Source organism: Sphaerisporangium cinnabarinum, from assembly GCF_055567015.1.
Genome location: NZ_JBVHRG010000003.1, coordinates 44,535 through 66,201, shown reverse-complemented (window position 1 = coordinate 66,201; position 21,667 = coordinate 44,535). Strand labels below are relative to the sequence as shown.

Here is a 21,667-nt window from a genome sequence, read left to right as displayed (position 1 = left end):
CCGGCCGGGCCGACGACCGCGCCGGACCGCTCGTCCGGACTGCTCGTCCGGACCGCTCAGGAGATGACGAGCTCGAGCGTGCGCGGCCCGCTGCGGGTCGTGGCGTCGTGCAGGGTCGCCTCGATCAACCGGTAGGTGAGGCCCGAGCCGACCTCGGTCCCGATCACCGTGCCGACGAGCTCGCGCGCCGCGTCCAGCAGCCCGGCCGCGGACGACGGCGCCGCCGCCTCCCGGCGCACGAGGTGCCCGGCGAGCACGCCGCGCGTGTGCTTGGCGTTGTGCGAGACGACGGTGCGCCTCCCGGCGTGCTCGCGCACGACCCGCACCGCGACCCACTCGGCCGCGGACGGACCCGACGCCCGCGGCTTCCACGCGCCCACGTACGTCGCGGACCGGCAGTCCACGACGACGTCGCCCGCCGCGCGCTCGTCGAGCACGGGGGCGAGGTGCGGCCGCCACGCCGTGGCGAGCCTCCCGACGCCCGGCAGGTCCACCGCCATGGAGAGCCGGTACGCCGGGACCCGGTCGGCGGGGGAGAGCGCGCCCCACAGCCCCGACACGACGCGCACGTCCTCGCGGGCCCGACGCGCGGGCTCCCCGCCCGCGGCGAGCGCGCCCGCGAGGTCCGCGGCGCCGTACAGCACGCCCGTGTACACGTCGGCCGCCGGACCGGCGGGGGCCGTGCGCAGCACGGTGTTGCGCCGCACCTCCTCGGCGAGCCCCGGTGTCGTGCCCAGGACGTCGTGCGCGTCCGGCCGGGCGCTCGCGGCGGCGAGCGCGTCGAGGACCGTCACGCGGTGCGCGGTGAGCGCGGGGGAGGTCAGGGCGTCGAGGTCGACGGGCGGGGCGCCGTCGGGCGCGGGGGTCTTGCCCTCGGACGGGGGGAGCAGCACGAGCACCGGGTCACTCTACGAGCGCGCGCGACGTCGCCGCCGCGGGTGACCGGGACCGACGGCGTGGGGTGCGTCACGGCTACGCTCGCCCCGTGGCCCAGGTGAAGATCTACGGACGGCGCAGCGTGTGGGGCGAGCGGCGCCGGGAGGTGTCCGACGCGCTGCACGACGCGCTCGTGCGCACGTGGCAGCTCCCGCCGGACAAGCGGTTCCACCGCTTCCTGCTCCTGGACGACGACGACCTCGTCGCCCCGCGCTCGGATGCGTACCTCGTCGTCGAGGTCGTCTGCTTCACCGGACGCACGCGCGAGGCCAAGCGCGCGCTGGTCGCGGCGCTGTACGACGACGTCGCGCCCGCCCTGGGCCTGACCGCGGACGACGTAGAGCTCGTGGTCCTGGAGAGCCCGCGCGAGAACTGGGGCATCCGCGGGGTCGGCGGCGACGAGCTCGCGCTGTCGTACCGCGTCGACGTCTGACACGCATCGCGTCCCCTGCCTCGGGCGCAGCGGGCGGTCCGGAGCCTGGCGCGCGGCCGCTCAACCCGCCTCGGCGACGACGGCCAGCACCGCGTCGCCGTACCGGGCGAGCTTGTTCTCGCCGACGCCGCTCACCTGCGCGAGCCGCTCGAGCGAGCCGGGCCGGGCGGTCGCGATCCCGCGGAGCGTCGCATCCCCGAACACGATGTACGCGGGCACGCCCTGGGTCTTCGCCTCGCCCGCCCGCCAGGCGCGCAGCGCCTCGAAGAGCGGGACGTCGGCCTCGGCCAGCTCGGCGGCGGCCGCCGCCTTCCGTCCCTTCGCCGCCCGCACCGGACGAGCCGGCTCGTGCCGCATCCGGACCTCGCGTCGCCGGGCCAGGACCTCCCCGCTCCCCGCAGTGAGCACGAGCGTCCCGTGCGCGCCCTCGACGGTGAGCAGCCCCTGCGCGAGGAGCTGACGCACCACGGCCCGCCACTCGTCCTCGGACAGGTCCTTGCCGACCCCGAACACCGACAGCTCCTGGTGCCGGAACCGGCGGACCTTCTCCGTGTCCCGGCCGAGGAGGATGTCGACGACCTGCCCGACGCCGAAGCTCTGCCCGCGCTCGCGCTCCAGACGGAACACCGTCGAGAGCACCTTCTGCGCGGCGACCGTCCCGTCCCAGGCCTCGGGCGGGGCGAGGCAGGTGTCGCACGACCCGCAGCCCCCGGGGTGCTCCTGCCCGAAGTAGGCGAGGAGCTGGGCGCGACGGCACTCGACGGTCTCGCAGAGGGCGAGCATCGCGTTCAGGTGCTGGCCCAGGTTGCGCCGGTGCGCGGCATCGCCATCGGACGTCTCGATGAGCTTGCGCTGCTGCACGACGTCGGCGAGGCCGTAGGCCAGCCAGGCGGTGGAGGGCAGCCCGTCACGCCCGGCCCGCCCCGTCTCCTGGTAGTACCCCTCGACGGACTTGGGCAGGTCGAGGTGCGCGACGAACCGGACGTCGGGCTTGTCGATGCCCATGCCGAAGGCGATCGTCGCGACCATGACCAGGCCGTCCTCGCGCAGGAACCGGGACTGGTTCGCGGCGCGCACCGACGCGGGGAGCCCTGCGTGGTAGGGCAGCGCCTGGATCCCGTTCGCGACGAGCGACGCGGCAGTCCTCTCCACCGACGCGCGCGAGAGGCAGTAGACGATCCCCGCCTCCCCGGCGTGCTCGGTGCGCAGCAGGTCGAGCAGCTGCTTCTCGGGCCGGTCCTTGGGCACGATCCGGTAGGTGATGTTGGGGCGGTCGAAGCTGGAGACGAAGTGCCGTGCGCCCTCCAGGTCGAGGCGCTGGGCGATCTCCGCCCGGGTGGCCGCCGTCGCCGTCGCCGTCAGCGCGATGCGCGGGACGGAGGGCCAGCGCCGGTGCAGCACCGACAGCTCGAGGTAGTCGGGCCGGAAGTCGTGCCCCCACTGGGACACGCAGTGCGCCTCGTCGATCGCGAAGAGCGCGATCGGCGTCCGGTCGAGCAGGTCGAGGGTCGCGCGGCTGCGGAGTCCTTCCGGTGCCACGTACAGCAGGTCGAGCTCGCCCGCCACGAGCGCGCGCTCGACGGCGCGGCGGTCCTCGGGGGACAGCGTGGAGTTGAGGAACGCCGCGCGGACGCCGAGCGCCGCGAGGGCGTCCACCTGGTCCTGCATGAGGGCGATGAGCGGTGACACCACGACACCGGTCCCCGCGCGGACCAGCGCGGGGATCTGGTAGCACAGCGACTTGCCCCCGCCGGTGGGCATGAGCACCAGGGCGTCGCCGCCGCCGACGACGGTGTCGATGATGGCAGCCTGCTCGCCCCGGAACGCGTCGTACCCGAAGACCCGCCGGAGCACGTCGAGCGCGGTGTCCGTCGCAGTGTCGGTCGCAGTCGCTGTGGCCACCCAGGCACCCTACCGAGGAGATCCGACACGACGGTCCCGGCCCGTCCGTCCACGCGCCGGGGCGCCCGTCACGGACGGCGGAGCTCGGCGGGCAGGTCGTCCCGGTGGCGGACGGCGAGGGACGTCACCGCGCGGGTCAGGCAGACGTACAGCCGCCGCAGGCCCGTGACCCGGTCGGGCTCGCCCCGGACCACGCCCTCCGGGTCGTCCAGCACGACGTGGTCGAACTCCAGCCCCTTCGCGAGCGACGCGGGCACGAGGTCGAGGCGCGCGTCGAACTCGACCGTGCCCGCGTCGTCCGTCGCCTCGCCGACGACCGCGAAGGCGAGGCCCGCCGCGGTGAGCGCCGTGCGTGCGACGTCCGTGCCGGCGTCGGGCACGATGAGCCCGACCGACCCCTCCCGGTCGAGCGCCGCGCGGACCAGCTCCACGAGCGGCCCCGTGGTGAGGACGAGCTCGCCCCGCGCCCGGCGGACGGCGACCGGCGGGTCGAGGTCCGGCGCGATCGAGGGGAGCAGTCGGGCCGCGTACTCGATGACGTCGCCGGGGACGCGGAAGCCCGCGGTGAGCTGCTCCACATGGCCGTCGGGCTTGCCGAGGTGCGTCAGCGCGTCGGTCCACGAGGAGACGCCCCACGGCGTCGTCGCCTGGGCCAGGTCGCCCAGCACCGTCAGCGAGCCGGTGCGCGCCCGGCGCCCGAGAGCGCGCAGCATCATCGGCGACAGGTCCTGCGCCTCGTCCACCACGACGTGCGCCACCGACGCGCCGCGGGCCAGCAGGTCCGCGACCTCGTCGAGCAGGACGAGGTCGGCCAGCGTCCAGCGGGCCGTGCCCGGCGTCCGGGAAGGTCGGGCCGGGCGCAGCAGCTCCTGCTCGGCGGCGGTGAGGACGCCGTCGGCGCTCGCGGCGAGGAACGCGGGGTCGACGAGGAGCCGGTGCAGCAGCGCCGTCGGCGTGACCTTCGGCCACACCGCGGCGGTGTAGTCCCGGACCGGGCGCGTGCGCGCGAGCGCGTCCCAGGCTCGCTCGTCGAGGGCCTCCCCGGACTCCTCGATCTGCACGAGGATCCGGTGCGCGAGCGCGTGCCGCAGGTGGTCGCGACCGGCGTCGAAGCGCGGCTCCCGGCCGACCACCTGCGCCACGCACTCGCGTGCCTCGTGCGCGGCGACGCGCCAGCGGCGCGCGCCGCGCGGCAGCACGAGCGCCTCGGACGGCTCGACGAGGTGCGACCACACGGCGCGTCGGAGCACCTCGGCCAGGCGCCCGTCGCCCTTGAGCCGCGCGACCTCTGCGGACTCCGTGCCGCGCAGGCGGCCGTGCGCCGTGACGATCTCCTCGACGGTGGTCTGGGTCGCGTCGACCTCGCCGAGCGCGGGCAGCACGTCGCGGATGTACCGCAGGAAGCTCGCGTTGGGCCCGACGACGATCATCCCGGCGCGGCTCACCCGCTCCCGGTGGGAGTACAGCAGGTATGCGGCGCGGTGCAGCCCGACGGCGGTCTTGCCGGTGCCGGGCGCGCCCTGCACGACGACGGTCCGGTCGAGACCGCTGCGCACGATGACGTCCTGCTCGGGCTGGATGGTGGCGACGATGTCGCGCATCGGCCCGGTACGGGGACGCTCGATCTCGGCCTCGAGGATCGCGGAGGGCTCGGCACCGGGACCCGGGGCGGTGAGCGTCTCGTCCTCGAAGCCGGTGAGAGCGCCCCGCTGGAAGCCGTAGCGGCGGCGGACGGCGACCCCCATCGGCTCGGTGCGGGTGGCGCGGTAGAAGGGCGTGCTCACCGGGGCGCGCCAGTCGACGACGAGCGGGTCGCCCTCGGGGTCGGAGACGTGGCGGCGCCCGATGTGGAAGACCTCGGCGGGCTCGTGGTCGGTCCCGTCGAGGTCGATGCGGCCGAAGAAGAGCGGGACCTCGGGGTCGTCGGCGAGCTGGGCGAGCCGACGGGCGAGCGCGGCCTCGAGATGCTCAGCGCTGACCCGGTCCCCGGCGAGGGCGTCGAGCGACCCGGCCAGCTCGCGCATGCGGGCGAGCTGCGTGCGGGCGTCGGCCAGGAACTCCTGCTCCCGGGCGAGCTCGCCCGACGTGTCGTCGGCGGGTGCGGCGCTCGGTGCGTCGGGGGCGGACGGTACGGCGGTGGCGGGCACGACAGACCTCCGGGAGCAGTCTTCGAGGGGGGCGGGACATCCTACGGGCCATCACCCGCCGGCGGGCCGGTCGCTGGTCCGCCGAGCCGCCCGGGAGCGGTAGCCTTGCTGGCGCGGACGAGTCGGTCGGACGGTCGCGTCGGGAGGCCTCGTGCCTCCCGCCGAGGAACGTCCGGGCTCCGAAGGGCAAGGTGGTGGGTAACGCCCACCCGGGGTGACCCGCGGGACAGTGCCACAGAGAACAGACCGCCGCGTCGGGAAGGGCTCCGGCCCCGACCGGTGCGGTAAGGGTGAAACGGTGGTGTAAGAGACCACCAGCGGACCGGGTGACCGGTCCGGCTCGGTAAACCCCACCTGGAGCAAGGTCAGACAGGGAGCGTCAGAGGGCTGCCCGCCTGAGCTCCTGGGTAGACCGCTCGAGCCCTGCGGTAACGCAGGGCCTAGATGGATGACCGTCGCCCGCGCGAGGGTGACCTCGCGCGGGAACAGAACCCGGCGTACAGACCGGCTCGTCCGCATCCCACCGCCCGACCTGCGGCGTCGCAGGAGGGTTGCCCTCGGTCGCACGAGGGCCACGAGACGGCTGGGGGTCTTCTCCAGCGGGTCGGTCCCGCGTGTCGTGCTTCCGTGCGGACTCGTGGAGCCCACGCGACGTGGGCCCAGGCGCGGACGGCGGCGCGGATCGCCTCCGACTCGTTCGCCAGACCTTCTTGCTCGGCGCGCTCCCGGGCCGCGGTCAGGGTCTGCTCGTCGAGGCGGACCGTGACGGGCTTGCCTCGGCCGTCGCCGGCCGCGGGACGGCGGGACGGCGTGCGAGCCACGGTGCGGCGTTAGGCTGTCGTGCCGCGCCCGCCGCGGAGACGCCGGTCCGCCGGCTCGTCCGTCCGCCTCTCCCGGCACCACCGGGAGGACGGACCCCGTCCTACTCGTGCCGAGGAGCACCATGTCGCACCACGACTCGCACACGCCTCCGCTCGCCTACGTCATCGCCGGCTCCGAGGCCACCGGCGGTGCCGGTATCCAGGCCGACCTCAAGACGTTCCAGGAGCTCGGCGCCTACGGCGTCGGGACGCTCACGTGCATCGTCTCGTTCGACCCGAAGAACGACTGGGGTCACCGCTTCGTCCCCGTGGACCCGCAGGTGATCGCCGACCAGTTCGAGGCGGCGACGGTCACGCACGAGCCGTCGGTCGTGAAGATCGGCATGCTCGGGACGCCCGCGACGATCGACGTCGTCGCCGAGTCGCTGCGCTCGCGCACGTGGGAGCACGTCGTGCTCGACCCGGTGCTCATCTGCAAGGGCCAGGAGCCCGGCGCCGCCCTCGACACCGACACGGCGCTGCGCGCGCAGGTCCTCCCGCTCGCGACGGTCGTCACGCCCAACCTCTTCGAGACGCGCACGCTCGCGGGCGTCGAGTCGATCGAGACGGTCGAGGAGCTCGTCGAGGCGGCGCGCAAGGTCCAGGCGCTCGGCCCGCGCGCCGTCGTCGCGAAGGGCGGCGTCGAGCTGCCCGGCCCCGACGCGGTCGACGTCCTGGTCGACGGTGATGAGGTGCACGTGCTGCGCACCCCGAAGATCGGCGAGGAGCGCGTGAGCGGGGCCGGCTGCACGTTCGCCGCCGCGATCACCGCGGAGCTCGCCAAGGGCGCCTCGGTGCTCGACGCCGCGCGCGTCGCCAAGGACGTCGTCACCGCCTCCATCGAGGACCGCGTGGCGTCGAACGCGCCGTTCGACGCGGTACGGGTCGGCGCGCGCCGCTGACCTCCTGCGGTGCGCCCGGGCCGCGCCTCGCGACCCCGGGCCGACCCGTGCTCGACCAGCGATCACCCCTCGGACGTCTCGACGTCCCCTGACGGTCAAGGAATACTCTCGTCACCGTGAACGACCTCTCCCCTTCGGAACTGTCCCCGTCCCCGGGTGCTGCCGACGGCCCCGACCGGGTCTCCGCCGACGTCTCCGGCCTCCCCGACGACACCGGGCACGCCGGGCGCGGCCTCGCGCGCCACGACGTCCCGGGCCCGCTGCGCGACGACGTCCGCCTGCTCGGCGGCCTCCTCGGCACCGTGCTGCGCGAGACGGGCGGCCAGGACCTGCTCGACGACGTCGAGCGCCTCCGCGAGCTCTCGATCCGTGCGTACGACGACCGGTCGGGCGCGGTACTCGCCGAGGCCGAGGCGCTCGTCGAGGGCCTGTCCATGGCGCGCGCCGAGCAGGTCGCGCGGGCCTTCACGTGCTACTTCCACCTCGCGAACCTCGCCGAGGAGTACCACCGCGTGCGCGTCCTGCGGGAGCGCGAGGCGGAGTTCGCGACGCGCGCGACGACGCCCGACGACTCGCTGCCCGAGGCGTTCGAGCAGCTCGTCGGCGAGGTCGGGCGCGAGGAGGCGCTGCGACGTCTGCGTCGCCTCGAGTTCCGCCCCGTGCTCACCGCGCACCCCACGGAGGCGCGCCGTCGTGCGGTCTCCGGCGCGGTGCGGCGCATCGCGACGCTCCTCGACGAGCGGGACGCGCAGCGCCTCGGCGGCACGTCGCTCGCGGAGAACGAGCGTCGTCTCCTCGCCGAGATCGACACGATGTGGCGCACCGCCCCCATCCGCGAGCACAAGCCGTCGGTCCTCGACGAGGTGAAGACGGCGCTCGGCGTGTTCGACGCGACGATGTTCGACACGTTCCCCACCGTCTACCGCCGCCTGGACGACTGGCTGCTGGGTGACGAGGCGGGGCGCGAGGAGCCGCTCGTGCGGCCGTTCGTCAGCCTGGGCACGTGGATCGGCGGCGACCGCGACGGCAACCCGAACGTCACCGCCGACGTGACGCGCCAGGCCGCGGCGATCGCGGCCGACCACGCGCTCGCCGCGCTCGAGCAGCAGGCGCGCGCCGTCGGGCGCAAGCTCACGCTCGACCAGGACGGCACGCCGCCGTCGGACGGCCTGCGCGCCCTGTGGGAGCGCCAGCGCCGGCTCTCGGAGGCGGTCACCGTCGCCGCGTCGGAGGCGTCGCCGCGCGAGCCGCACCGCGCGGTGCTGCTCGTCGTCGCGGACCGCATCGCCGCGACGCGGGCGCGCAACGCCGACCTCGCCTACCCGAACGCTGAGCAGCTCGAGTCCGACCTGCGCGTCGTCCAGGAGTCCCTCGTCGCAGCGGGCGCGCCCCGCGCGGCGTACGGGGACCTGCAGCAGCTCGTGTGGCAGGTCGAGACGTTCGGCTTCCACCTCGCGGAGCTCGAGGTGCGCCAGCACTCCCAGGTCCACGAGGGGGCGCTCGCCGAGATCGCGGAGAAGGGCCTGCACGGCGACCTCTCCGACCGCACGCGCGAGGTGCTCGACACGTTCCGCGCGCTCGGCGCGGTCCAGCAGCGCTACGGCATCCGTGCCGCCCGTCGCTACATCGTGTCGTTCACGCAGAAGCCGGAGCACCTGGCGGCGGTGTACGAGCTCGCGGAGCTCGCGTTCGAGGGCTCCGACGAGGCGCCCGTGGTCGACGCGATCCCGCTGTTCGAGACCTTCGCCGACCTGCGGGCGAGCGTCGACATCCTCGAGTCCATGCTCACGCTGCCGCAGGTGCAGCGTCGGCTCGCGGAGAACGGGCGTCGCGTCGAGGTCATGCTCGGCTACTCGGACTCGTCGAAGGACGTCGGCCCGGTCTCCGCGACGCTCGCCCTGCACGACGCGCAGAGCCGCATCGCGCAGTGGGCCGAGCGCCACGACATCACGCTCACGCTGTTCCACGGCCGTGGCGGGGCCCTCGGCCGCGGCGGCGGCCCGGCGAACCGTGCCGTGCTCGCCCAGCCCCCGGGCTCGGTCGACGGCCGGTTCAAGCTCACCGAGCAGGGCGAGGTCATCCTCGCGCGCTACGGCGACCCGACGATCGCGTCGCGCCACATCGAGCAGGTCGCCGCGGCGACGCTGCTCGCGTCGGCGCCGTCGACCGAGAAGCGCAACGCCGAGGCGACCGAGCGCTACCGTGACCTCGCGGCCGCGCTCGACGAGTCGTCGCGCCGCCGGTTCCACGAGCTGGTGCGCGCGGACGGGTTCCCGCAGTGGTTCTCGCAGGTGACCCCGCTGGAGGAGGTCGGCCTCCTGCCGATCGGCTCCCGTCCGGCTCGTCGCGGGCTGTCGGTCTCGTCGCTCGACGACCTGCGCGCGATCCCGTGGGTCTTCTCCTGGTCGCAGGCGCGCATCAACCTCGCGGGCTGGTACGGGCTCGGCACGGCGCTGCGCGAGTTCGGCGACCTCGAGCTGCTGCGCGAGGCGCACCGCGAGTGGCCGCTCTTCGCGACGCTGCTGGACAACGTCGAGATGTCGCTCGCCAAGACGGACGAGCGCATCGCGGAGCGCTACCTCGCGCTCGGGGACCGCGACGACCTCGCGCAGGCGATCCTCGACGAGCTGCGGCTCACGCGCGAGCAGGTCCTCGCGGTGACGGAGAACGCGTGGCCGCTCGCCGGTAGGCGCGTGCTGGGCCGCGCGGTCCAGCTCCGCAGCCCGTACGTCGACGCGCTCTCGCTGCTCCAGGTCCGTGCGCTGCGCGGCCTGCGCTCCGGCGCGGAGGGCCCCGTGAAGGACGAGCTCCAGCACCTGCTGCTGCTCACCGTCAACGGGGTCGCGGCCGGTCTGCAGAACACCGGCTGACGTCCGGCACCCGCCACGACGGCCGTCACGTCGACCCGAGACCGGGTCCGTGGCGGCCGTCGTCGTCTGGACAGCCGTCCAGTTGTTGAATGAATCCTCAACCATCGCCCGGGGGAATGGCCGCTCACGGGGGTCTGGGTAAAGTCTTCGCCAGAGGCCTACCAGCCGCCGCTATCCGTGGGGTACTCTGGCGACGACCGACCACGCCGGAGTCCTGCTGTCGCCCGACGACGTACGAGAGCAGGGGCCCGACAGGTCGGGGCGTCGGGCAGGAGGCGCGGCACTCGTCGGGGTGGGCGAGGCAGGACGAAGGGCGGGGCAGTGTTGGTACAAGAGCTCGAACGCAGCGACACCGGAGCAGGGACGGGCGGCATCCGGCTGCTCGAGGAGCGCGACGCGAGCGTCGTGGACATGTGGGGTGAGATCGACGTCGCCCTGCGCAGCGAGGCGAGCGCTGCGCTCGCCAACGCGCTCGAACGCGACGTGCCCGTGGTCATCGACACGTCCAAGGTGACGTTCATGGACTCGACGGGCATCGCGTTCCTCGTGCAGTTCTACACGATCGGCTCCGAGGAGGGGCTGTCCGTGACGCTGCGCAACCCGCCGACGGTCGTCACCGACGTCCTCGAGATGCTCGGTGTCATCGAGATCTTCGGCACCGAGCACCACGAGGCCAGCCCGGCCTGACGGCACCGGCGCGCCCGGCCCCGGGGGACCGGGGCGCGCCGCGCGCACGACCGTCAGACGGCGTCGGCAGCGAGCGACGCGGCGCCGACGATCCCGGCCGCGTTGCGCAGCTGGGCGGGCACGATCGGCGCCCGCAGGTGCAGCAGCGGCAGGAAGTGCTCGTGCTTCTTGCTCACGCCGCCGCCCACGACGATGAGGTCGGGCGAGAACAGGTCCTCGACGACGCCGAAGTAGCGCTGCAGCCGCTCGGCCCACTGCGCCCAGTCGAGGTCCTCCCGGTCGCGCGCGGCGTCGGAGGCCCGCGTCTCGGCGTCGTACCCGTCGATCTCGAGGTGCCCCAGCTCGGTGTTGGGGAGCAGGTGGCCCTCGACGAGGAGCGCGCTGCCGATGCCGGTGCCGAGCGTCGCGACGAGCACGACGCCGTCCGCGTCGCGCGCGGCGCCGTAGCGCACCTCGCCCACGCCCGCGGCGTCGGCGTCGTTGACGGCGACGACGTGTCGCCCGGTCTCCCGCGCGACGAGGGCCGGGAGGTCGACGCCCGTCCACGACTTGTCGAGGTTCGCGATGAAGCGGACCACGCCGTGCTGGAGCGGGGCGGGGAACGCGACGCCGATCGGGACGTCCTGCGGGAGGTCGTAGGCGCCCACGAGCTCGGCGATCACCTCCGCGACGGCCTGGGGCGTCGACGGCTGAGGGGTGGGGATGCGGTGCCGGTCCTGCGCGAACTCGCCGGTGGCGAGGTCGACGGGAGCGCCCTTGATACCGCTGCCGCCGACGTCGATGCCGAAGGCGGTACGGGGGCGTGCGCGGTCCGCAGGGGGTGCGGCGTGCGAGTCCTGGTGGGCGTTCATGGCAGTGTGAGGATCTCCGCTCCGTCGTCGGTCACCAGCAGCGTGTGCTCGAACTGTGCGGTCCGCGAGGCGTCCGCGGTGACTACCGTCCACCCGTCGTCCCACATCCGCCACTCGGACGTGCCGAGGGTGAGCATGGGCTCGATGGTGAAGACCATCCCGGGCTCGATCACCGTCGCGTGGTCCGGGGCCGCGTCGTAGTGCGGCACGACGAGCCCGGAGTGGAACGCGCGCCCGACGCCGTGGCCCGTGTACTCGCGCACGACCCCGTACCCGAAGCGGGCGGCGTAGCGCTCGATGACGCGACCGACGACGTTGATCTGGCGGCCGGGCGCCACGGCCTTGATGCCGCGGGCGAGCGCCTCGTGCGTGCGCTCGACGAGCAGCGCCGACTCCGGGTCCACCTCGCCGACGGTGAAGGTGGCGTTCGTGTCGCCGTGCACGCCGCCCACGTAGGCGGTGATGTCGACGTTGACGATGTCGCCCTCGACGAGCTCCGTGGAGTCCGGGATGCCGTGGCACACGACCTCGTTGAGCGAGGTGCACAGCGACTTGGGGAACCCGCGGTAGCCGAGCGTGGACGGGTAGGCGCCGTGGTCGAGGAGGAACTCGTGCCCCACGCGGTCGAGGTCGTCCGTCGTGACGCCGGGGACGACGTGGCGCCCGACCTCGGCGAGCGCCTGCGCCGCGACGCGGGACGCGACCCGGATGCGGTCGACGGTCGCGGGGTCGTTGACCTCGCTCCCGTCGAAGGGCCGCGGCCCCGGTCGGCCCACGTACTCGGGCCGCTCGATCGTCGGGGGGACCTGCCGCTGCGGCCCCACGACGCCCGGCACGAGGGGGCCTCGGCGCCCGGGGGGTGGGGGAGCGGGGACGAGGGCGGTGCTCATGGCCGCCAGTCTACGAACGCGCGGGCGCCGTGGGCGGCCGGGTGGGGCCGTATGGGGGAGGATCGGACCATGAGCACCGGATCACGCTTCAGCGACGACGGCGAGCCCGCGGCCGCGGACGGGTACTACTTCGACACGCGCACCGGCGAGGTGCACCGCGGCCCGAGCGCGTCGTGGTCGCACCGCATGGGTCCGTACCCGACGCGCGAGGCCGCCGAGAAGGCCCTGGAGACGGCGCGCGAGCGCACCGACGCCTGGGACGAGGAAGACCGCCGCGAGCGCGAGGAGTGACCCACGCCCCGCCGCCCGGCCCGCGTCGGGTGTGGTCGGGTCGTCTCGGCCTCCTCCTCGCGGGGCTGGCGGTGGGCGCGCTGACGTTCCTCGTCGCGCTGCAGGTGCGCGCGGTGTCGGGCGCCGGACCGACGACGGTCACCCCCTCGGGCGGGGCCCTGCCGGCCGCGCCCGAGCCTGCGCCGTCGACGGCGTCACCCGGGCCGACCGTCACGGAGGCGGCACCCTCGCCCCCGCTCGCGGGCGTGACGGTCGCCGTCGACCCGGGGCACAACGGCGGCAACGGGGCGAACCCGCTCGTCGTCAACGCGCCCGTGCCGGACGGTCGGGGCGACACCAAGGCCTGCAACACCGTGGGGACGTCCACGGACTCCGGCTACCCGGAGCACGCGTTCACGTGGGACGTGGCCGGGCGGCTCGCGGCACGCCTGACCGAGCTGGGCGCCGTCGTCGTGCTCACGCGTCCCGACGACGCGGGCGTGGGCCCGTGCGTCGACGCGCGCGGCCGGTTCCCGCAGGAGAACGGCGCGGACGTGCTCGTCTCGCTCCACGCCAACGGCACGGAGGACCGCCGCGCGCACGGGTTCTTCGCGATCGTGTCCGACCCGCCCGTGGACGAGGCGCAGGGCGAGCCGAGCGTCGCGCTCGCGCACGAGCTCGTGGCCGCGCTGACGGCGGCCGGGTTCGCGCCGTCGTCGTCGGTCGCGGCCGACGACGGTCCCGTCCAGCGGCGCGCCGACCTGGCGACGCTCAACCACGCCGAGCGTCCGGCGGTGATGCTCGAGCTGGGGGAGATGCGCAACCCGGACGAGGCCGCGGTCATGGAGTCGGAGGAGGGGCGCCAGCGCTACGCGGACGCCGTCGCGAGCGGCCTCGCCGCGTGGGTCACCGACGGTGGTGCGGGCGCGGGGTGACCCAGCGCCCGCACCGAGAGGTCAGCGGGCGAAGCTGTGCGCGTCGTCGGGGAAGGTCCCGCCGCGCACGTCGGCGGCGTAGTCGGCCGCCGCCTGGCCGAGCGCGGCGCCGATCTCGGCGTAGCGCTTGGCGAACCGGGGCGACCAGTCCGTCATCCCGGCCATGTCGGTCCACACGAGCACCTGGCCGTCGCACGCCGCGCCCGCGCCGATGCCGATGGTGGGGATGCGCAGGATCTCGGTGACGCGCGCGGCGACCTCGACCGGCACCATCTCGAGCACGACCGCGACGGCGCCCGCCTCGGCCACGGCGAGCGCGTCCTCGCTGAGACGCTCCGCGGCGTCGTCGCCCCGCCCCTGGACGCGCGGGCCGCCGAGCAGGTTCTCGGACTGCGGCGTGAAGCCGAGGTGCCCGACGACGGGGATGCCCGCGTCCGTGAGCGCACGGATCTGCGCCGCGACGCGTCGGCCGCCCTCGAGCTTGACCGCGCTCACGCCCGTCTCCTTGAGGAACCGGACGCCGGTCGCGAGCGCCTGCTCCGGGCCCGCCTCGTACGACCCGAACGGCAGGTCCACGACGGTGAAGGCGCGGCGCGCGGCGCGGGCGACGGCCCGGGCCGGCGGGACGAGGTCGTCGACCGTGACGGGCAGGGTCGACGCGTGCCCGTGCATCGTGTTGCCGATCGAGTCGCCGACGAGCAGCATGTCGATCCCCGCGTCGTCGAAGATGCGCGCGGTCACCGCGTCGTAGGCGGTGAGCATGGTGATCTTCTCGCCACGCTCCTTGGCCTCGGCGAGGTGGTGCACGCGGACGCGGCGCGGTCCCGTGCCGCCGGTCGCGGCGGGCTCGGGGGCGGTGTGAGCAGACATGACGGCCTTTCCTGGGTGCGGGAGGGGGCGGACGACGCGCGGGGTGCCGCCGTCGTCAGGCGAGCGGCTCGCGCCAGCGGTTCGTGATCGGCAGACGGCGGTCGCGGCCGAACGCGAGCGCCGTGACCTTGGGGCCCGGGGGGTACTGGCGGCGCTTCCACTCGGCGCGGTCGACGAGCGTCACGACCTTGTCGACGACCTCGGGGTCGAACCCGCGGGCGAGGAGCTCGGCGCGTCCCTCGGCGTGCTCGATGTAGGCGTCGAGGACCTCGTCGAGCAGGTCGTAGGGCGGCAGCGAGTCCTGGTCGGTCTGGCCGGGGCGCAGCTCCGCCGACGGCGGCTTGGTGATCGACGACTCCGGGATGGGCGGGATCTCGCCGCGGTCGAGCGCGGCGTTGTTGCGCCAGCGCGCGAGCTGCCACACGCGCGACTTGTCGACGTCCTTGAGCGGCGCGAACCCGCCGATGCTGCCGGCGTCGTAGATCGTGGCGTACCCGGTCGCGAGCTCGGACTTGTTGCCGGGCGCGATGACGAGGTGGCCCTCGCGGTTGGAGATCGCCATGAGGATCACGCCGCGCACGCGCGCCTGGAGGTTCTCCTCCGCGACGCCTTCCAGTGCGAGCTCGCCCTGGAACGCCTCGACCATGGGTGCGATGGGCTGGACGCGGTAGTCCGCGCCGAGCCGCTTCGCGAGGTCGGCCGCGTCGTCCTTGCTGTGGTCCGACGAGTACCGCGACGGCATCGAGACGCCGACGACGTTCTCGCCCCCGATCGCGTCCGCGGCGACGGCGGCGGTGAGCGCCGAGTCGATGCCGCCCGAGACGCCGAGCACGACCGAGCGGAAGCCGTTCTTGCGCACGTAGCCCGCGAGGCCCGTGACGCAGGCCCGGTACACCTCCTCGTCCGGGTGCAGCTCGGGGGCGCGCGGCCCGCGCGGGGCGCCGTCGGCGGGGAGCTCCCAGACGAGCAGGTCCTCCACGAACTGCGGCGACGAGGCCACCACCGTGCCCGCGGCGTCGGTGACGAACGAGCCGCCGTCGAACACGAGGTCGTCCTGGCCGCCCACGAGGTTCACGTACGCGACCGGGGCGCTCACCTCGTGCGCGCGGCGCGCGGCGAGGTCCGTGCGGACGTGCCCCTTGCCCTCCTCGTACGGGGAGCCGTTGAGCACGAGCAGCAGGTCGAGCCCGTTCCCCGCCTCGTCGAGCGTCGCCATCTCCGCGACGGGGCCGCCGTCCTGCCAGATGTCCTCGCAGATCGCGATGCCGACGCGGCGCCCCTCGACCTCGACGACCGTCGTCGTCTCGCCGGGCGCGAAGATGCGGAACTCGTCGAACACGCCGTAGTTGGGCAGGTGGTGCTTGTCGTACGCGGCCTGCACGACGCCGTCGCGCAGCACGACGGCGCGGTTGGTCGGGAGGTCGGCGGGGGACCCGGAGGCCTCGCGCTCCGCGGCGCCCGCACCGCGCGGCGCGCCCGAGGTGCCCACGGTGCCGAGCACGACGGTGACGGAGCCCAGCCCCTCGGCGTCGAGCCGGGCCGCGATGTCCGCTGCGGCGTCCCACGCCGCGCGCCGGAACGACGCCCGCAGCGCGAGGTCCTCGATGGGGTAGCCGGTGAGGGTCATCTCCGGGAAGGCGACGAGCTGCGCGCCCGCGGCCGCGGCCTCCCGGGTGCGCTCGAGGACCAGGGCGGCGTTGCCGTCGAGGTCCCCCACGCACGTGTCGACCTGTGCCAGCGCGACGCGCAGATCAGCCATGCGTCCACCCTAGACGAGCAGGGGGGACGGCTCGTCCGGGGGGCCGCCTCGCGGCACGACGTCCAGGACACGACCGTGTCACCCGTTCGTCACACGGATCAGGCAGGATGTACCGCATGGACAGGCAGCAGGAGTTCGTGCTCCGCACGGTCGAGGAGCGCGACATCCGCTTCATCCGGCTCTGGTTCACCGACGTGCTCGGCATGCTCAAGTCGGTGGCGATCGCGCCGGCGGAGCTCGAGTCGGCGTTCGCCGAGGGGATCGGGTTCGACGGCAGCTCGATCGAGGGCCTCACGCGCGTGTACGAGGCCGACATGATCGCCAAGCCGGACCCGACGACGTTCCAGGTGCTCCCGTGGCGCGGCGAGCGGCACGGCACCGCGCGCATGTTCTGCGACATCCTCACGCCCGACGGCGAGCCGTCCCTCGCGGACAGCCGCAACGTCCTCAAGCGTGCGCTCGCCCGGGCGAGCGACAAGGGGTTCACGTTCTACACGCACCCCGAGGTCGAGTTCTACCTGTTCAACCAGCCGGCAGACGCCGGGTCGCCGCTCGTCCCGGTCGACCAGGGCGGGTACTTCGACCACCTCGCGCGCGGGAGCACGCACGACTTCCGGCGCGCCGCGATCACGATGCTCGAGTCCATGGGCATCTCGGTCGAGTTCTCCCACCACGAGGCGGGGCCGGGGCAGAACGAGATCGACCTGCGCTACGCCGACGCGCTGACCACGGCCGACAATCTCATGACGTTCCGCACGGTCGTCAAGGAGGTCGCGCTCGAGCAGGGCGTGTTCGCGTCGTTCATGCCCAAGCCGATGGCCGACCACCCCGGCTCGGGCATGCACACGCACCTGTCGCTCTTCGAGGGCGACCGCAACGCGTTCCACGAGCCCGGCGCGCAGTTCGAGCTGTCCAAGACGGCGCGCCAGTTCATCGCGGGCCTGCTCGTCCACGCCGCGGAGATCACCGCGATCACGAACCAGTACGTGAACTCGTACAAGCGCCTCTGGGGCGGCGCCGAGGCCCCGAGCTACGTCTGCTGGGGCCACAACAACCGCTCCGCGCTCGTGCGCGTGCCCATGTACAAGCCGGGCAAGGGCAACTCGAGCCGCGTGGAGTACCGCGCGCTCGACTCGGCGACCAACCCGTACCTGGCGTTCGCCGTCATGCTGGCCGCCGGGCTCAAGGGCATCGAGGAGGGCTACGAGCTCCCCGAGGAGACCGAGGACGACGTCTGGGAGCTCACCGACGCGGAGCGTCGTGCGCTCGGCATCAAGCCGCTCCCGCAGTCGCTCGACGAGGCGATCCGCATCATGGAGGGCTCCGAGCTCGTCGCCGAGACGCTGGGCGAGCACGTGTTCGACTTCGTGCTGCGCAACAAGCGCCAGGAGTGGGACGCGTACCGCGCGCAGGTCACCCCGTTCGAGCTGAAGCGGTTCCTCCAGGTCCTGTGAGCGGGTCCACGACGACGTCCGGTCGGTCCGGCGGTTCCCGCCGGCCCACGCTCACGGGTCGGCTCGCGCGGTTCGGCTTCGCCGACATCACGCGCTCGGCCGGCCTGCTCGCGGACCCGGACCTGGCGCTGCTGCTCGACCCCGGCGCCCCGCCCGACGACGACGGTCCGGAGGCCGGTGCGGCCGACCCGGCGGGCGTCGTCGACGACGAGCTGCTCGCCGCGTTCGGCCAGGCCGCCGACCCGGACCTCGCGCTCCTGCAGGTCGTGCGGCTCGCGGGCGCGCTGCGCCCCGACGTCGAGGCGCGTGGTGCGCTCGCGGACCTCGCGCGCGGCACCCTGCGGCCCGGCCCGGCGCGCGACCGTCTGCTCGCGGTGCTCGGAGCGTCGGTCGCGCTCGGCGACGACGTCGTGCGGCGCCCCGCGCTGCTCGAGGTCGTCGCGGACCCGGCGCCGGGCACCGGGGTGGCCGCGGGCGACGTGCGGGCCGAGCTCCTGCGCGCCGTGGGCGCCGACCCGGACGCCGCCGTCCCGGTCGCGGCCGAGCCGGGGCCCGAGCGGGTCGACGCGCTGCGTCGCGCCTACCGCGAGCGGATCCTGCGCATCGCGGCGACGGACCTCACCGTGACCGACCCGCTGACGCGCATGCCCGCGGTCGGCGCCGCGCTGGCGGACCTCGCGGCTGCCGCGCTCGAGGGCGCGCTCGCCGTCGCGCGCGCGGAGCTCGACGACCACGGCGCCGGGGTGCGCCTCGCGGTCGTCGGCATGGGCAAGTGCGGGGCGCGCGAGCTCAACTACGTCTCCGACGTCGACGTGATCTACGTCGTCGAGCCCGCGGAGGGCTTCGACGAGGCGTACGCCACGACCGTGGGGGCGCGCCTCGCGACGAGCCTCGCGCGCGTGTGCTCGGGCACGTCCGGCGAGCCCGCCCTGTGGCAGGTCGACGCCGCGCTGCGACCCGAGGGCAAGCAGGGCCCGCTCGTGCGCACGCTCGCGAGCCACGTCGCCTACTACGAGCGCTGGGCCAAGACGTGGGAGTTCCAGGCGCTGCTCAAGGCGCGCACCGTCGCGGGCGACCGCGACCTCGGGCGCGCGTACGAGGACGCGATCGCCCCGTTCGTGTGGTCGGCGGCGGGCCGCGAGAACTTCGTCGAGGACTCGCAGGCGATGCGCCGCCGCGTCGAGGCCCACGTGCCCGCCGCGGAGGCGGACCGCCAGCTCAAGCTCGGCAAGGGCGGCCTGCGCGACGTCGAGTTCACGGTGCAGCTGCTCCAGCTCGTGCACGGGCGGTCCGACGACTCGATCCGCAGCCGCAGCACCCTCACCGCGCTCGCCGAGCTCGCGGCCGGCGGGTACGTGGGGCGCGAGCACGCGGCCCGGCTCGGCGTCTGCTACCGCTTCCTGCGCTCGCTCGAGCACCGCATCCAGCTCTTCCGGCTCCGGCGCACGCACCTGCTCCCGACGGCCGACGACGAGCTGCGCCGTCTCGCCCGGTCCCTCGGCATGCGGGCCGAGGGCGCCGCGGGCCTCACCGAGCGGTGGCGCGCGACGCGGCGCGAGGTGCGCGGCCTGCACGAGGAGATCTTCTACCGGCCGCTCCTGCCGGTCGTCGCGCAGCTCTCACCGGACGAGGTGAGCCTGGCGCCGGAGGCTGCGAAGGCCCGCTTCGCCGCCATCGGCTACCGCGACCCGGCCGGCGCCATGCGGCACGTCACCGCGCTCATCGAGGGCGTGAGCCGCCGTGCCGCCATCCAGCGCCAGCTTCTGCCCGTGATGCTCGGCTGGTTCGCCGAGGGTGCGGACCCGGACGCCGGGCTGCTCGCGTTCCGCACGCTCTCCGAGACGCTCGGCACGACGCACTGGTACCTCCAGCTCCTGCGCGACTCCGGGTCGGCGGCGCAGCGGCTCGCGCACCTGCTGTCGAACTCGCGCTACATCGCCGACGCGCTCGGCCGGTCGCCCGAGTCCGTGCGCTGGCTCGCGGGCGACGCCGACCTCGTCCCGCGCGGCATCGAGCGCCTCGCGGCGGAGACCGATGCGATCCTCACGCGCGCCGACGAGGTCGAGCCGGCCACGGTGAGCCTGCGCGCCGTGCGCCGACGCGAGCTCGCGCGCACGGGCGCCGCCGAGCTGCTCGGCGTCGTGGACCCGGTCGACGCCGCGCGCAGCATCTCCGACGCGGCGGACGTCGTGCTCGCGGGCGCGCTCCGGGTCGCGGAGTTCGTCGCGCGCGACGAGCTCGGCTATGACGCGCCGGACCCGTCGTCCGCTCCGTCACGGCTGCTCGTCGTCGCGATGGGGCGCCTGGGCGGCCGGGAGATGGGCTACGGATCGGACGCCGACGTCATGTTCGTGCACGACCCGGCGCCGGGCGCGGCCGGCGACGCCGCCCAGGCGTACGCGCTCGCCGCGGCGACGCGGCTGCGGCAGCTGCTGTCCGCCGTCGGGCCGGAGCCCGCGCTGCCCGTGGACGCCGACCTGCGGCCCGAGGGGCGCAACGGCCCGCTCGTGCGCTCGCTCGCGTCGTACACCGAGTACTACGAGCGCTGGTCCAGCGTGTGGGAGGCGCAGGCGCTCCTGCGCGCGCGGCCCGTCGCGGGCGACGTCGTCGGGCTCGGCGAGGCGTTCACCCGGGTCGTGGACGAGCGGCGCTACCCGGCCGGAGGTCTCGACCTCACGCACGTGCGCGAGGTGCGGCGCATCAAGGCCCGGGTCGAGGCGGAGCGGCTCCCGCGCGGGGTGGAGGCGTCGCGGCACCTCAAGCTCGGGCGCGGGGGAGTGTCCGACGTCGAGTGGACCGTCCAGCTCCTCCAGCTCCAGCACGCCCACGAGGTCCCCGCGCTGCGGACCACGTCCACGGTGGACGCGCTCGACGCCGCGGTCGACGTCGGGCTCGTCGACCCCGACGACGCCGCGACCCTCGGCGAGGCGTGGCACCTCGCGTCGCGCCTGCGCAGCGCGCTCGTGCTGTGGTCGGGGCGCACGACGGGCACGACGGTGGACGTGCTGCCGCACGACCGCTTCGCGCTCAACGGCCTCGCGCGCGTGCTCGACCTGCCGGGCGTCGACACGGGCGCCGAGCTGGAGGAGCACTACCTCCGCACGGCCCGCCGGGCCCGCACCGTCATGGAGCGCGTCTTCTACGGCGAGGACTGACCGGGGGCCGTGCGGGGACGGTCAGATCGTGCGCGGGGCGCGCGCGAGGTTGGCCCGCAGCTCGTCGGCGTCCTGCCGCGCGACGTACGCGGGGCGGTCGCGCTCGACGCGCCACGACTCCGCGAGCGGGCTCGTGTCGACGGTGTCGAAGCCGAGCTCGTCGTAGAACCGCTCGACCCACGCGGCGGCCTCGGGGAAGTCGCTCGACGTCGCCAGCGCGCGGCGGCCCGGCGTCCCGGCGGGCGTGCCGTCGGTCGTGATGTGCGGCGCCTGGATGTGGTTGAACGCCTTCGCCACCTTCGACGCCGGCAGGTGCTCCTGGAGCAGGCCCGACGACGTCGTCTCGCCGCGGTCGAGCGCCTCGACGTGGCCGTCGCGCTCCCAGTAGTAGTTGTTCGTGTCGATCACGATCTTCCCCGCGAGCGGCTCGACCGGGACGTCGCGGTAGGCGTGGAACGGCACCGCCACGACGGCGACGTCGGCGGCCCGCGCCGCCTCCTCCGCGGTCGCCGCGCGCGCCCGCGGCCCGAGCTCCGCCACGAGGTCGTCGAGCGTGCGGGGGTCGCGCGAGTTCGCGATGACCACGTCGTACCCCTGCCCGACGGCGGCCCGCGCCACCTGGGAGCCGATGTTGCCTGCGCCGATGATCCCGAGAGTCGTCATGGTCATCGACAACGCACCCGCGGCGTCACTATTCCGCCCGCCTCGTCGTCCGGGCCGTTGTGGCATCCTGACGACGTCCGAGA

General features: G+C 74.7%; 16 protein-coding genes, 1 other RNA gene and 1 pseudogene. 9 read left to right on the top strand and 9 right to left on the bottom strand.

All coding sequences use genetic code 11. The features are described 5' to 3' along the window. Positions 1-56: 56 nt before the first annotated feature. Entirely contained in the window at positions 57-899 is an 843-nt protein-coding gene (locus tag ACZ4MO_RS05890) for a peroxide stress protein YaaA (RefSeq protein WP_175008403.1), read from the bottom strand. An 86-nt stretch (positions 900-985) separates the two neighbouring features. Between ACZ4MO_RS05890 and ACZ4MO_RS05885 the strand changes: the two genes are divergently transcribed. After that, positions 986-1,369, top strand: a complete 384-nt coding sequence (locus ACZ4MO_RS05885; RefSeq protein WP_175008404.1) for a tautomerase family protein — start codon at positions 986-988, stop codon at positions 1,367-1,369. Positions 1,370-1,429: 60 nt separating this feature from the next. Here ACZ4MO_RS05885 and recQ read toward each other — a convergent pair whose 3' ends face one another. Both recQ and ACZ4MO_RS05875 read right to left on the bottom strand, forming a co-directional pair. Next, on the bottom strand, positions 1,430-3,271 hold the full coding sequence (gene recQ / locus ACZ4MO_RS05880) for a DNA helicase RecQ (RefSeq protein WP_175008405.1): 1,842 nt from the start codon (positions 3,269-3,271) through the stop codon (positions 1,430-1,432). A gap of 68 nt (positions 3,272-3,339) precedes the next feature. Further along, on the bottom strand, positions 3,340-5,418 hold the full coding sequence (locus tag ACZ4MO_RS05875; protein WP_175008406.1) for a helicase domain-containing protein: 2,079 nt from the start codon (positions 5,416-5,418) through the stop codon (positions 3,340-3,342). A 118-nt stretch (positions 5,419-5,536) separates the two neighbouring features. On the opposite strand from ACZ4MO_RS05875, the gene rnpB reads away from it, so the two are divergent. Next, positions 5,537-5,934, top strand: an RNA gene (gene rnpB / locus ACZ4MO_RS05870) — RNase P RNA component class A. A 155-nt stretch (positions 5,935-6,089) separates the two neighbouring features. Here rnpB and ACZ4MO_RS05865 read toward each other — a convergent pair. Next, a pseudogene (locus ACZ4MO_RS05865) lies at positions 6,090-6,239 on the bottom strand (ribbon-helix-helix domain-containing protein); the annotation flags it as partial. A 122-nt stretch (positions 6,240-6,361) separates the two neighbouring features. On the opposite strand from ACZ4MO_RS05865, the gene thiD reads away from it, so the two are divergent. From thiD to ACZ4MO_RS05850, 3 genes are all read left to right on the top strand, one after another. Further along, on the top strand, positions 6,362-7,180 hold the full coding sequence (gene thiD / locus ACZ4MO_RS05860) for a bifunctional hydroxymethylpyrimidine kinase/phosphomethylpyrimidine kinase (protein WP_021483778.1): 819 nt from the start codon (positions 6,362-6,364) through the stop codon (positions 7,178-7,180). 116 nt (positions 7,181-7,296) lie between these two features. Beyond that, positions 7,297-10,050, top strand: a complete 2,754-nt coding sequence (locus ACZ4MO_RS05855; protein ID WP_499278642.1) for a phosphoenolpyruvate carboxylase — start codon at positions 7,297-7,299, stop codon at positions 10,048-10,050. Between the two features lie 321 nt (positions 10,051-10,371). Continuing rightward, positions 10,372-10,737, top strand: coding sequence for an STAS domain-containing protein (locus ACZ4MO_RS05850; protein WP_255437088.1), 366 nt, complete (start codon positions 10,372-10,374; stop codon positions 10,735-10,737). Positions 10,738-10,790: 53 nt separating this feature from the next. On the opposite strand, the gene ppgK is transcribed toward ACZ4MO_RS05850, so the two are convergent. Both ppgK and map read right to left on the bottom strand, forming a co-directional pair. Continuing rightward, positions 10,791-11,588 carry a polyphosphate--glucose phosphotransferase gene (ppgK, locus tag ACZ4MO_RS05845; protein WP_108048370.1) on the bottom strand — a complete coding sequence of 266 codons (798 nt, stop codon included), beginning with the start codon at positions 11,586-11,588 and terminating at the stop codon, positions 10,791-10,793. Further along, positions 11,585-12,478, bottom strand: coding sequence for a type I methionyl aminopeptidase (map, locus tag ACZ4MO_RS05840; RefSeq protein WP_175008407.1), 894 nt, complete (start codon positions 12,476-12,478; stop codon positions 11,585-11,587). Before map ends, ppgK begins: the two co-directional genes overlap by 4 nt. A 69-nt stretch (positions 12,479-12,547) precedes the next feature. On the opposite strand from map, the gene ACZ4MO_RS05835 reads away from it, so the two are divergent. Further along, complete coding sequence (locus tag ACZ4MO_RS05835) at positions 12,548-12,769, top strand: hypothetical protein (RefSeq protein ID WP_108048367.1); 222 nt, start codon at positions 12,548-12,550, stop codon at positions 12,767-12,769. Beyond that, a complete protein-coding gene (locus ACZ4MO_RS05830) occupies positions 12,766-13,683 on the top strand; it encodes an N-acetylmuramoyl-L-alanine amidase (protein WP_186810388.1) in 918 nt (305 codons plus the stop codon). The genes ACZ4MO_RS05835 and ACZ4MO_RS05830 overlap by 4 nt, the downstream gene beginning before the upstream one ends. Before the next feature lie 21 nt (positions 13,684-13,704). Here the strand turns inward: ACZ4MO_RS05830 and panB are convergent, their stop codons facing one another. Both panB and ACZ4MO_RS05820 read right to left on the bottom strand, forming a co-directional pair. Further along, entirely contained in the window at positions 13,705-14,553 is an 849-nt protein-coding gene (panB, locus tag ACZ4MO_RS05825) for a 3-methyl-2-oxobutanoate hydroxymethyltransferase (RefSeq protein WP_108048363.1), read from the bottom strand. A 55-nt stretch (positions 14,554-14,608) separates the two neighbouring features. Further along, positions 14,609-16,312 carry an NAD+ synthase gene (locus tag ACZ4MO_RS05820; protein ID WP_175008409.1) on the bottom strand — a complete coding sequence of 568 codons (1,704 nt, stop codon included), beginning with the start codon at positions 16,310-16,312 and terminating at the stop codon, positions 14,609-14,611. Positions 16,313-16,428: 116 nt separating this feature from the next. Here ACZ4MO_RS05820 and glnA point away from each other — a divergent pair, with 116 nt between their 5' ends. Both glnA and ACZ4MO_RS05810 read left to right on the top strand, forming a co-directional pair. Further along, positions 16,429-17,766, top strand: a complete 1,338-nt coding sequence (glnA, locus tag ACZ4MO_RS05815; RefSeq protein ID WP_021483141.1) for a type I glutamate--ammonia ligase — start codon at positions 16,429-16,431, stop codon at positions 17,764-17,766. After that, positions 17,763-20,921, top strand: coding sequence for a bifunctional [glutamine synthetase] adenylyltransferase/[glutamine synthetase]-adenylyl-L-tyrosine phosphorylase (locus ACZ4MO_RS05810; RefSeq protein ID WP_175008410.1), 3,159 nt, complete (start codon positions 17,763-17,765; stop codon positions 20,919-20,921). The genes glnA and ACZ4MO_RS05810 overlap by 4 nt, the downstream gene beginning before the upstream one ends. Positions 20,922-20,942: 21 nt before the next feature. Here the strand turns inward: ACZ4MO_RS05810 and ACZ4MO_RS05805 are convergent, their stop codons facing one another. Then, entirely contained in the window at positions 20,943-21,650 is a 708-nt protein-coding gene (locus tag ACZ4MO_RS05805) for an NAD(P)-binding domain-containing protein (protein ID WP_175008411.1), read from the bottom strand. Positions 21,651-21,667 lie beyond the last annotated feature (17 nt).

Coding starts and splice junctions, on each gene's coding strand:
- map (WP_175008407.1), bottom strand. CDS start 12,478: ATGAGCACCGCCCTCGTCCCCGCTCCCCCACCCCCCGGGCGCCGAGGC.
- thiD (WP_021483778.1), top strand. CDS start 6,362: ATGTCGCACCACGACTCGCACACGCCTCCGCTCGCCTACGTCATCGCC.
- ACZ4MO_RS05835 (WP_108048367.1), top strand. CDS start 12,548: ATGAGCACCGGATCACGCTTCAGCGACGACGGCGAGCCCGCGGCCGCG.
- glnA (WP_021483141.1), top strand. CDS start 16,429: ATGGACAGGCAGCAGGAGTTCGTGCTCCGCACGGTCGAGGAGCGCGAC.
- ACZ4MO_RS05805 (WP_175008411.1), bottom strand. CDS start 21,650: ATGCCACAACGGCCCGGACGACGAGGCGGGCGGAATAGTGACGCCGCG.
- ppgK (WP_108048370.1), bottom strand. CDS start 11,588: ATGAACGCCCACCAGGACTCGCACGCCGCACCCCCTGCGGACCGCGCA.
- panB (WP_108048363.1), bottom strand. CDS start 14,553: ATGTCTGCTCACACCGCCCCCGAGCCCGCCGCGACCGGCGGCACGGGA.
- ACZ4MO_RS05820 (WP_175008409.1), bottom strand. CDS start 16,312: ATGGCTGATCTGCGCGTCGCGCTGGCACAGGTCGACACGTGCGTGGGG.